This window comes from Aequorivita antarctica (genome assembly GCF_007997155.1).
GTDB lineage: Bacteria > Bacteroidota > Bacteroidia > Flavobacteriales > Flavobacteriaceae > Aequorivita > Aequorivita antarctica.
Genome location: NZ_VORT01000020.1, coordinates 25,979 through 36,918, shown reverse-complemented (window position 1 = coordinate 36,918; position 10,940 = coordinate 25,979). Strand labels below are relative to the sequence as shown.

Sequence of the window (10,940 nt, the reverse complement as noted above, 5' to 3'; positions counted from 1 at the left end):
GCGGTAAAAATTGTGCTCTGGAACGCGCTCGCTCAAACGGAAATCGTTGAAGAGCTTTTCTTGGTAGATCTTTTTTCCTTGCATACCATGAAATTAAGGAAAATTGCTAACTTGTGCAACAGGCACAACGGCTATAGTTCATTGCGGCGGAATTTTCTGCCGAAAATTCTCGCCGTTTTGCTATCTTTCGGCTACAGCGGAAAAGTCCTTCGGACATTTTCCGCAACAAACCATAGCCTAAACGTTGTGCCTTAACGAACAACGAACAACGTGATTCGTCCTGAATAAAGGATAAAAAATGGCCAATATAAACAGGTTTCCTGGCCATTTTAAAAAGTGCAACTAAAACCAAATGATAACAAAACGAAATATTCAAATATTTTTTGCAACCGTATTTTAATTTATTGGTCTAATAAATTGTATGGGTAATGAAAATAGTCTTTCTTCTGATAAAGTAATAGTGGCTAAAATTTTGAATGGAAACACTCAAGATTTTGCTGTTATTGTGAAAAGTACAGAAAAACTGGTAACCCAAATTGTACGGAAAATGACGGTCAATCAGGATGACCAGAATGACCTTGTACAGGATATTTATTTAAAGGTTTACCAAAATTTGTCATCATTTCAATACAAATCTAAATTATCAACGTGGATTGCTAATATCGCTTACAATACAACCATAAACTATCTTCAAAAAAAGAAAATCCCAATACTTGACATTGAGACAACTCTTGAAAGTAAATCTACATTATCCGAAAATATAGAGATGGAAATTTTCAAAAAAGAATCATTAGAGATATTAAACATTGAATTAAATAAGCTTCCACCATTATATAACACTTTATTAACCTTATACCATTTAGAAGAATTATCTAACCGGGAAATATCAGAAATCACTAAACTGCCTGAAGGTACCATAAAAAGCTACTTATACAGAGCAAGAAAAATACTAAAGGACAACATTAACCATCATTTTAAAATTTACGTGCATGAAAAATAATCATTTGACTGACGAAAACTTGCAAGCATTTCTCTTGAATGAAATACAAGATGTTGCTATTAATAATCACATTACGGAGTGTTCTATTTGTTCTACAAAACTTGAAAACTACCGGCATTTGATGGGACAGATCAATGAAATTACACCTGAAAAATTTTCGTTTGATGTTACAACCGTTGTGATGCACAAAATTGAGAAATATGCGGTACAAGAAAACATAAAGCGCGATTTGATCTTTTGGAGTACGATGGCAGCTTTGATGGGTAGTATTGTTTTATTGAGTCTTCCTTTTTTACAGCCAATGGTAAGTGTTTTTTATGCTAAATCTTTTTTCACAAATTTATTTATAATTGGAACAGGGCTTTTTGTTGTGATATTTTTTGTGGCTGATATATATAAGCTGAATAATGCCAAAGAAAAAATATTATTTGACAATAATTAGCAACCGATATCTTAACCACTTGTCTAATTAAGTATAATTAAAACATTTAAAGATGAAAAAACTATTAATAAGTTCCTTAAGTCTTATAGCGATTGTTGACGCTGTAGCACAAAACAATGTAGATCAACTACAAAATAATTCAGGGGACCCTATTGTTCCGTTAACTTCAGAACCAATGATTGGAATTATATTTCCTATTTTATTTATCAGCTTTTTGGTGTTTATGCTAATATCTGTTGTAAAATATTTCCTAGAATTCCGCTTGAAAAACAAAATGATTGATAGAGGTATGACCGAAAAAATACTTGATTATTCATTAAATAAAAATGATGATAACAAATTTGATGATGTAATTAAATTAGCTATTTTATTTTGTGGACTTGGAATGGGGTTAGCAATTACTTATCTGGCTGGTCCTATAAATATTCTTTCTATAGCTATTATGGCTTTTAGTATTGGCCTGAGTTTTTTAACCTATTTTTTCTACTTACGAAAACGAAAAAAATAACACTTACCCGCTTTTTTGTGGCAATACTTTTAAACTTCACTTGGTGATCTGGGATGATATTGCCCAATATTATTTAACATAAATAAATTATTCACAATAAAAAAATATTATGATATTCAGAACATTAGCAGTGTTAGCATCTTTTTTGCTCTGCATTAATCTTACTTCAGCACAGTCCATTCAATCACAGATAGATACCATTTTTAATAAGTCATACCCAGCAAATTCACCTGGTGCAATAGTTTTAATTGCCAAAGACGACAAGGTTATTTACAGGAAGTCTTTTGGTATGGCAAACCTAGAATTGAATGTACCGATGAAACCCGAAAATGTATTGCGCTTGGCTTCTATTACAAAGCAATTTACAAGTGTATCCATCCTGTTACTGATGGAGCAAGGCAAACTCAACATACAAGATCCATTGTCAAAATACATTGCCGATTATCCTCGAGGTAATGAAATTACTCTTCATAATTTGCTAGTTCACACCTCTGGCATAAAGAGTTTTACCAACTTGGTTGACTTTAGAAGTAAAGCTCGGAATGATATGACCCCAGAAGAAATTATAAGTAGCTTCAAAAAGTTGCCATTGGAATTTGAACCCGGAGAGCGATATGAATATAGTAACTCAGATTACGTTCTGTTGGGATACATCATAGAAAAAATATCAGGCATGAGCTATGAAAATTTTGTACAGAAATATATTTTTGATAAACTTGGTATGAAGAACTCATATTATGGAAATAGTGACAAAATAATTCCTAATCGGGCTAATGGCTATCAACTTAACGACTCAATCTATCAAAATGCTGAGTATATAAGTATGACTCTTCCATACGCTGCAGGTTCATTGATGTCTACTGTTGATGACATGCTTTTATGGAGTAAAGCTATTCATCATAATGCCCTTATTTCAGAAAGAAGCAAACAACTCGCTTTTACTAACTATACTTTAAAAAACGGGAAGCATAGCAATTACGGATATGGTTGGGAAATTAATGAGCTTGCTGGTACAACATCAATTGAACATACAGGAGGCATTAATGGTTTTACTGCTTCTGGTGTTTATGTACCTGATAGAAATATATATTCAATTGTTTTAACGAACCTTGATGACGGTATCGGTCCAGAAACAGACAATCTAAAGGCAGTATCCATTATTCTGGGTAAACCCATAGTGGATAAAGCTTCCGTAATACTTTCTGAAAAGCAACTAAAACAATGGATTGGTGCTTACCAGTTTGAAGATGCAATTCGCTTTATAACATGTGAGGAGGGTTTTCTATATAGTACTCGTGAAGGTGGTCACCCCTTTAAACTTATACCTGTCTCAGAAAATGAATTTAAGTTTGACAACAGTTTTATTATTTACAAATTCACATCAAAAAATGGCAAAAAGCAAGCACAATTTAATGACCGAATCAAAAAAAGTATAGGTACTGAAATAGATAAAAAGCCTGCATCAGAAAAAGAAGCTATTACTTTGGCAAAAGAAATTCTTATCAAATATGTTGGTGTTTATGAACTTCAACCTTCTTTTCACATAGAGATAGAAAGGCAAAATGACCGTATGTATGCAAAGGCAACAGGACAACCATCTGTTGAGCTTTTTGCTGAAGCCGAAAATAGTTTTTTTATCAAAGAGATAGATGCTCAAGTTGTTTTTAATTTAGGCACTGATGGTACTGTAAAAAGCCTTAGTTTTGTTCAGAAGGGGCAGCAAATGGAGGGGAAGAAGATAAGATAACTAAAGCGAATTTTGAGCAAAACGGTAAGTAACATCGTATTGGCAATAGCGGGGCTGAAAGTTGTAAATTCAATAATTGTGATTCTATCGGGCATTGGTGCAAATATTGAGCTGACGTTTTCCAAATGTCCCATCATCGCCCACTGGCGCGCTGGCGCCTGTACTGAGCGAAGTCGAAGTGGAAAGCGTGTTTATTTGTTATAGCATTTGTAATGCCATTCAAAGATTTTTAAAACCAACAAAATCTTTATATTTGGCTTTCTCCCCTTTGCCCTCCAAAGCTTTATGCTTAGGGGGGCACTTAAAATTCGCGCTTTTACGGTTTTCCGTTATGAAGTAATATTGCATTATCTTATATTTGAAATTATCAATAACTAGTAGCGCTGATATGCCGGACAGCACGAATAGGTATGTGGTATATACACATGATTTGCGTCATTTGAAAACACAAAAAAAATAAGATTATAAAGAAGAATTATGACAGGACCAAATAAGAACACTAAATTTCCACTTGCCAATTATGACAGGCTTTGCTTCTTAAAGAATATTGTAAAAAATCCTAACATTATTATTGGGGATTATACATACTATGATGATTTTGAAAATGTAGAAAATTTTGAAAAAAATGTAAAATATCATTTTGACTTTGTAGGCGATAAACTCACTATCGGAAAATTTTGCATGATTGCTTCTGACGTAAAATTTATAATGAATGGAGCAAACCATTTGACAGATTCGCTAACTACGTATCCTTTTGCAATTTTTGGAAATGGTTGGGAAAACGCAATGGATGGAAAATCCTATCCACAAAAGGGTGATATAAATATCGGAAATGATGTTTGGATTGGTTACAACGCCACAATAATGGCAGGAGTAACAGTTGAAGATGGGGCGATTATTGCTACAAATGCAACTGTAGTCAAGGATGTTGAACCTTATTCTATTGTTGGTGGAAACCCTGCAAAAGAAATCAAAAAGCGATTTTCAGAAGAAACGATTTCAAAATTATTAGAACTCGAATGGTGGAATTGGAATATTGAAAAAATCACAAAAAATATACAGAACTTAACAGACAATCAAATTGACAAATTAATCAAGTAAAAAAAAGCGAACTCACAACAGCACCTTCCCAAAAGTGGCGGTTCAGTGGCTAAATCAAGCTTTATGCTTTGTGCTTCGTTGACAGTAAAATGCTTCTATATTGCTACCTTCGGGTACTGCAAAACATAGTGTGTAATTTTAACAGCATAGAACAACATGAACTTAAACCAAATAACAATTCCATCATTAGATTTGACAAAATCAATCCCTTTCTATAAAAATTTAGGACTTAAATTGATTGTGAAATCCTTACCTCATTACGCAAGATTTGAATGTCCCAATGGCAATTCGACATTCTCAATTCATCAAACGGAGGATCTACCAAAAGGAGAAGGGATTTATGTGTACTTTGAATGTGAAAATCTTGACGAACAAGTTGAAAAAATAAAAAGAAGCGGAATTGAATTTGACCAAGAACCGACCGACCAAAGATGGTTGTGGAGAGAAGCAAGGTTGAAAGATGTTGATGGAAATCAGCTGATATTATTTTATGGTGGAGAAAATAGACTAAATCCACCTTGGCGAATTGAAAAAGAAGATACAGAACGTAAACTTTAAAAATACGTGACTTGGTACTTTTTCATAGATGCTTAACTATTACTAGGATATCACTTATCTTGAAAAGCCCTCGGATTTCTTAGCGGAGTTTTGTAATTTTAACGGCTCGTACCGAGACACGCCACAGCTAATCTATATAAAAATTGGTGGCAAGTGTAACAGCCGACAGTAAAAACATAAAACAATGCAAGATTTACTATTTGACTTTATATCAAAATACGTTACTCTCACTAAAGACGAAATGAATGATATCACTTCTTTGGATATTTTTCGGACATTGAAAAAGGGTACAATTCTTTTAAAGGAAGGACAAAAATCGAAGGATGAATATTTTGTTCTAAAAGGATGCATACGGAAATATTACATTATAGACGGTGAGGAAAAAACTACCGCCTTTTTTACAGAAATGGAAGCCCTGACACCGCATTGTGCAATAAATAATGAGCCATCTGAATATTTCATAAGTTGTGTTGAGGATACTACGCTAACGGTTGCAAACATAGATTTGGGGGTTGATTTATTTATTAAAATTCCTAAATTTCAAATAATGTGTAGTATATTATCAACAGAAATTTTAGCAAAGCAGCAAATCAATTTTGACGAGTTTAAAACTTCTTCCCCTGAACAGCGATACTTGAATTTACTACAAAAAAGACCAGACCTTATTCAACGTGTTCCGCAACATCAATTAGCTAGTTATTTAGGTATAAAAGCCGAATCATTAAGTAGATTAAAGGCAAGAATTTTCGAAAAAATTAAGAAATAATTCTCAATTCTTAACTTAAGTTAACGATTGTAAGAAACCCACCCATTTACTTTTGTAGTATCATTTTACATTAATTTAAAAAGGATATGCAAAATAAATTTTTATTGATTGTGCTTGTTTTAGTTTTAACAAGTAGTTTAAAGGTGAATGCACAAGATGTCAAACAAGATAGTACTTACAGAAAGTGGTTTGTTGGAAGTTCACTCTTGATGTTAGGAAATTTAGATAATAAAAACAACCCTGAGTACATTCAGTTAAATATTGGCTACAGGATTACACCTAAAGATGTAGTTTCCTTAGATTTTAAAAGATCTGTTTATGCTTGGCCATTAGGTATATCATTAGCATCACCATCATTTGATAAACCTGGAGAAGGCTATCCTGGACATGCACGAATCCTTGCCCCTACAATAGGATACCAACGTTTTTTATGGAAAGGTGCCTTCATATCCCTCCATGCATTGAATGCTTTTGAAAAATATTTTGATGAAAATAAAAATACGATTGGAAATGGATATACCTTATATCTTAATTTCCATGTGGGTTACCAATTTAAATTTTTTGATAATCGGTTCTTTGTTGAACCAGCTATTGCATGTAGTTATTGGCCTGTAAGAAATGGTGTTCCTGAATCTTTTAAAGTAGTAGAAAAAAAATGGGATAACTCCGTTTTTCAACCTGGCCTTAATTTCGGGTATAATTTTGATTTTAAAAAGAAAAAATAAATAATTACTACAATGTGAAAAAAATCAGCATTTATCCAACGTGTTCAGCAACGTTAATTAGCAAGTCATTTAGGTATATAAGCCGAATCATTAAGTAGGTTAAGATTAAGGATTACATCAAAGAATAAAGGGTAGGGTTCATTTCTTAACTTAAGTGAACGAGTTAAGACAACTTACCAATATACATTTGCATTATCATTTAACAACTGATAGGTATTAGATATGAAAAAAAAAATTATTATTCGCCTTGACCAACCGGGATTTCATTTCGGGTATAATTTTTAGTTGATAATTTATGAACACAAAAAAAACACCACAAAATGCCCTAGAAGAAATCAAGACAAATGTGAAACTGAAGCTTGCTACGCTATGGGCAAGTTTTATGTTTCTCTATATATATATGTTGATTATTTCGCCTTATATATGCCGGGTAAGATTGAAGATATTCTGAAAGGGAGAGTTTTTGTATTTGATATTTCACAAGCTTTTCTTTTGACAGCACTCGCCTCAGTGACAATTCCGGCATTAATGATTTTTCTTTCTGGTGCACTTCCGGCTAAATTAAATCGCTGGGCAAATACCATTATTGCCGCGGTGTATATTCCGTATACATTATTTAATTTGGCAGGAGACGCTTGGATGCACATGGTGTTAGCTGCTGTTGTGGAAGTTGTTCTTCTTTGTCTCATTATCCATTATGCATGGAAATGGCCTCGTATAGAAACAAGAAAAACCTATGAACTAATAATTTTATAAAATGTATTGGTAGATAACTTTCCTTATTATTAGAATTATCGTTTTAATTACTTCAATTCCTTACATCTTCGGCATTAATACGTAACCAGCATTGATTCGGTTTATTAGCAGCGATTGTTCTATTTGGCTAATGGTTAAAACACTTTGACAAATACTACAAGTCCAGAAGCATTCTATAACACGGCTATTTGCAAATATTATTTAAAAAAATGAACAATTTGAATAGAAAATTGAGATTAGTAAGCTTATTAGTACTGCTTTTACCAATAAATCTTGTTGCACAAGATAATGACAGCCTGAAAACCAAAAAAGTCCAGGTTACATTTGCCTACCCAATTGGAAGTAGCGGAACGAATTCTCTTAAATATTTAAATAATTTTTCATTTAATATTTTGTATGGTTTAAATGGAGGCTTAAATGGTGTAGAAATAGGTTTAGTATTGAATTATAATAGAGGGAAAGTCAAAGGATTTCAATTATCAGGTGTTTCAAATGTTTGCGCGGATTCAACCTCTGGTTTTTTATTATCAGGCGTATTAAATTATTCAAAAGGAAACTCAAAAGGATTTCAGTTAGCAACTGTAAATATAGCTGCAAATGAGATTAATGGTTTTCAATTAGGTGTAGTGAATTATGCAAAAAAAATAAAGGGAGTTCAATTGGGAGTTATTAATATTCTTGGCGATGCAGAAAAAGGTGTTCCAATTGGAATATTCAGCATTGTAAAAAAAGGTTTATACGAACTCGAACTTGCTGGTGGAGAAGTAATTTACTCAAATCTAAATTACAAAATGGGGATTGAAAGGTTTTACACAATTTACAAAATAGGGTATTCTTCCTATAAAGATAATCCTGTTTATAGCGCTGGTCTTGGATTTGGAGTAAATTTACCGATATCTGACAGACAGAAGATAAGTATTGACTTATCAGGTAATTCGATTGTATTTAATAACAATTGGGAACTTAAATGTAATATTTTAAACAAGGCAGATTTTAATTACAAATTTAGCTTTTCTGATAATTTTTCACTGTTGATGGGACCTTCATTTAACATATATGTTACAGAACAAAAAGTTGATGGCGAATATGGCACATTGGATATTCCATATTCTATTTATGAGAATGAATGGTCGAACGGAAAATTATTTATGTGGTTTGGATTGAATGCGGGATTGTCACTAAAACTATAAATTTGCTAAGAAAGACTTCGCGTAATGGATGGTAATGAACCAACTTGAAACATTATACCTCGAATCAGCTTTGGTACTTGTGGCCAGGTAAGTACCACGTAATACGCTTCTACGCCAATCCTGAACCCTTGTCTGTAAGTTGAACAAGATTCTCACAAATAAAAAAGACAAATACTATGACTAAAAAGATTCTAATTTTTTCGATTTTATTTTTAACCGGAATTTCTATATTTTCTCAAACTGTAAACGATATTCCAGTTGCGCAGATTGACGTAGAATATATCCAAATCGTTGGAACATCACGATTATTTAGTAATAAAGTTACTATTGAAATTGATTTTGGCCAACAATCTAAATTTTTCAGTTCTGGAAATGAAACTCAAGTAAAAGATGCTGATGGTAAAATTCTGAAACTTAATTCAATGATTGATGCACTGAATTTTATGTCTTTAAATGGATATACTTTTGTCCAAGCTTATGCATTTGCGGTTGAAGGTCAAAATGTCTACCATTATCTAATGAAAAAAAGGGAATAAAACCTGCTTACAGCAAAGAACTGAGTTAAAACACAACTAATTTCTTCTTTAATTTTTACATTGTTATTCTTGACTTACGGATAAACAAATAGGATCTGTCAGGTATTTTTACCAATGATTATACTGCAAGTACTTCCACGAATTTCTCGTCATAAGGCAATGCGAATTTTTGTAACGGTAAATGCTTTTCAATTTAGACTATTAATTCATTATATTTGGTATTATCCCCTTTATCCACCGAAATCTTGTGTGAAGGTGGGCTTTTGGCCTCCAAAGCTTATTTATGGATAATAGCTCCTTGTACTCCGAAGCCTCGGCATAGGGCTTAGCGTGGTGGCAGTTAAAAAGCACGCTGTTAAGGTTTTGCTTAATGAGTGTGTTGAGTTTGATTTATATTTGTACAGTAAACGAAAGATATTTTTTAAAACTTTGGCATAGCTAGACCTATGGAAGGGATAAACCTAATAATGTTGAGAATTTAAATAAGTTGTATATGCCATTTTCAAAATCAACTTGCTAACATTGCCCAGGTAAAGTTTGGATGATGTCCGTCTCTTCGTACCATTTTCACCCAAAGTAATGTCAGGTGTTCCAAATGCAATGCTTGATCTAAATGTCCAGTATCAAGTGTTTCAAAGCCTAAATCAGCGTTTAATTTAGAAACTATTTTTTTTGATACGGAATCATTCCCGGCAATCATCATCAAAGGTTTTACGTTGTATTTTGGGAAACTAGTATTCATTAAGTTTTCAAAACCATAAATTGTATAAGCTTTCACAACCTTAGCGTCTTTTGACCATTCTTGTATTTTTTGAGCTCCTGAAGTTTTACTTTCCAATCCATGAGACAATCCTTTTCCAATAGGATTTGTACAATCAATGAGTATTTTACCATTGAATTTTAATGATTTTAGAATTTCTTCATTTGCCGAAAAGGGAGTCGCAAGAAATACTACATCTGAAAGATCAAGAGCTTCTTGTAGTTTGTTGGTCGTAAAATTATGATTATTATGAAGAGCATTTTGAACCGTTTCATTTTTTGAATCATTATGTGCAACGATTATCTCATGTCCTTTTTTTTGTAGATTATTCGCAAGGGCCAAGCCTACATTTCCTATTCCTATAAATGCTAATTTCATATTCTATTTTTCATTAAACTGAATTAATTAAATGTTTTAGTTTGCAATGTTGCTTTAAGCATTATATCAATTGCAGATAATGCTTGAGATACGGGACAGTTATTTTTGGCTTTCGCTGCCACTTCTAGAAATTTGTCTTCTTCTAATCCTGGAACTGTCGCTTCAAGATCTAACTCAATTCCTGTAATTTTAAAATGTCCATCACTGTTTTCCATAGTTAAAATGGCCTCAGTATGTAAATTTTCGGGAATAAAACCTGCGCCTTGTAACTGAAAACTCAAAGCCATATTGAAACAACCCGCATATGCTGCTGCAATTAATTCTTCTGGATTTGTGCCAAGCGTTCCGTCTTCATTTTTAAATCGAGTTTTGAAAGAATAGGGTTGGTTATTAAATACACCACTTGTCGTGTTTAATTGTCCTGTGCCTTCCATTCCTGTTCCTTGCCAATTGGCGGTTGCTTTTCTTTTCAT

Annotated in this window: 14 protein-coding genes; 12 read left to right on the top strand and 2 right to left on the bottom strand. The window is 33.0% G+C overall.

The features are described from left to right. The 12 genes from ESU54_RS18000 to ESU54_RS17130 form a co-directional block, all read left to right on the top strand. Nucleotides 1-255, top strand: a 255-nt coding sequence (locus ESU54_RS18000) for a hypothetical protein (protein ID WP_211362159.1), incomplete at its 5' end; no start/stop codon positions are given. Between the two features lie 166 nt (nucleotides 256-421). Further along, nucleotides 422-1,000, top strand: coding sequence for an RNA polymerase sigma factor (locus ESU54_RS17185; RefSeq protein ID WP_146848179.1), 579 nt, complete (start codon nucleotides 422-424; stop codon nucleotides 998-1,000). Beyond that, on the top strand, nucleotides 990-1,442 hold the full coding sequence (locus ESU54_RS17180) for a hypothetical protein (RefSeq protein WP_146848178.1): 453 nt from the start codon (nucleotides 990-992) through the stop codon (nucleotides 1,440-1,442). The genes ESU54_RS17185 and ESU54_RS17180 overlap by 11 nt, the downstream gene beginning before the upstream one ends. 52 nt (nucleotides 1,443-1,494) lie before the next feature. Then, nucleotides 1,495-1,950 (top strand): DUF6249 domain-containing protein, encoded by a 456-nt coding sequence (locus ESU54_RS17175; protein WP_146848177.1) that lies wholly within the window; start codon nucleotides 1,495-1,497, stop codon nucleotides 1,948-1,950. A 109-nt stretch (nucleotides 1,951-2,059) separates the two neighbouring features. Continuing rightward, on the top strand, nucleotides 2,060-3,697 hold the full coding sequence (locus tag ESU54_RS17170; protein WP_146848176.1) for a serine hydrolase: 1,638 nt from the start codon (nucleotides 2,060-2,062) through the stop codon (nucleotides 3,695-3,697). A 477-nt stretch (nucleotides 3,698-4,174) separates the two neighbouring features. Then, on the top strand, nucleotides 4,175-4,798 hold the full coding sequence (locus tag ESU54_RS17160) for a CatB-related O-acetyltransferase (protein WP_146848174.1): 624 nt from the start codon (nucleotides 4,175-4,177) through the stop codon (nucleotides 4,796-4,798). Between the two features lie 156 nt (nucleotides 4,799-4,954). Further along, a complete protein-coding gene (locus tag ESU54_RS17155; RefSeq protein ID WP_146848173.1) occupies nucleotides 4,955-5,356 on the top strand; it encodes a VOC family protein in 402 nt (133 codons plus the stop codon). Nucleotides 5,357-5,540: 184 nt separating this feature from the next. Next, nucleotides 5,541-6,122: a Crp/Fnr family transcriptional regulator gene (locus ESU54_RS17150; RefSeq protein ID WP_146848172.1), complete on the top strand. Its 582-nt coding sequence runs from the start codon at nucleotides 5,541-5,543 to the stop codon at nucleotides 6,120-6,122. Nucleotides 6,123-6,208: 86 nt separating this feature from the next. Beyond that, nucleotides 6,209-6,847: a hypothetical protein gene (locus tag ESU54_RS17145; RefSeq protein WP_146848171.1), complete on the top strand. Its 639-nt coding sequence runs from the start codon at nucleotides 6,209-6,211 to the stop codon at nucleotides 6,845-6,847. 369 nt (nucleotides 6,848-7,216) lie between these two features. Further along, complete coding sequence (locus tag ESU54_RS17140; protein WP_211362157.1) at nucleotides 7,217-7,603, top strand: DUF6326 family protein; 387 nt, start codon at nucleotides 7,217-7,219, stop codon at nucleotides 7,601-7,603. Nucleotides 7,604-7,812: 209 nt separating this feature from the next. Then, nucleotides 7,813-8,793, top strand: a complete 981-nt coding sequence (locus ESU54_RS17135; protein WP_146848170.1) for a hypothetical protein — start codon at nucleotides 7,813-7,815, stop codon at nucleotides 8,791-8,793. A gap of 176 nt (nucleotides 8,794-8,969) precedes the next feature. Continuing rightward, the gene (locus ESU54_RS17130) at nucleotides 8,970-9,329 is read left to right on the top strand and encodes a hypothetical protein (RefSeq protein WP_146848169.1); all 360 of its coding nucleotides are present in this window, start codon (nucleotides 8,970-8,972) and stop codon (nucleotides 9,327-9,329) included. A gap of 508 nt (nucleotides 9,330-9,837) precedes the next feature. On the opposite strand, the gene ESU54_RS17125 is transcribed toward ESU54_RS17130, so the two are convergent. After that, a complete protein-coding gene (locus tag ESU54_RS17125; protein WP_146848168.1) occupies nucleotides 9,838-10,467 on the bottom strand; it encodes an NADPH-dependent F420 reductase in 630 nt (209 codons plus the stop codon). Nucleotides 10,468-10,490: 23 nt separating this feature from the next. Beyond that, nucleotides 10,491-10,940, bottom strand: a complete 450-nt coding sequence (locus ESU54_RS17120) for an OsmC family protein (RefSeq protein WP_146848167.1) — start codon at nucleotides 10,938-10,940, stop codon at nucleotides 10,491-10,493.